This window comes from Acetivibrio ethanolgignens (genome assembly GCF_001461035.1).
GTDB classification, from domain to species: Bacteria; Bacillota; Clostridia; order Lachnospirales; family Lachnospiraceae; genus Velocimicrobium; species Velocimicrobium ethanolgignens.
The window spans coordinates 436-765 of record NZ_LNAM01000120.1; the positions used below are offsets into that span (position 1 = coordinate 436).

General features: G+C 35.5%; 1 protein-coding gene. It reads right to left on the minus strand.

All coding sequences use genetic code 11. From position 1 onward, the window contains the following. On the minus strand, window positions 1-330 hold a 330-nt coding region (locus tag ASU35_RS06675), incomplete at both ends, for an aminoglycoside phosphotransferase family protein (RefSeq protein WP_242861217.1).

Sequence of the window (330 nt, forward strand, 5' to 3'; positions counted from 1 at the left end):
TAATTATCAAACGAATTTCTTGCTCTTTGAACCATCCCGTCAATTTCTTCTTGTCCAAACTTTTCTGCCCATTTGATAGAAAACAATGAAGCTTGTGCTACATACACTGCATTAGTAAGCCAAAAATCATCTGGTATATTATCATAAAAATATGCATCAATCTGTCCAATACAGTATGGAATACTTACCTCAACACCAAAACTTTCCAACTTATAAAATTCCTCATAAGGATCGCCCACTTCCCATCTGTTAAAATCTATCACTCCAATAGAATCATCTGCCCTATAGATTAGATTTCCCGGATGAAAATCCCCATGCATATAAACCGGA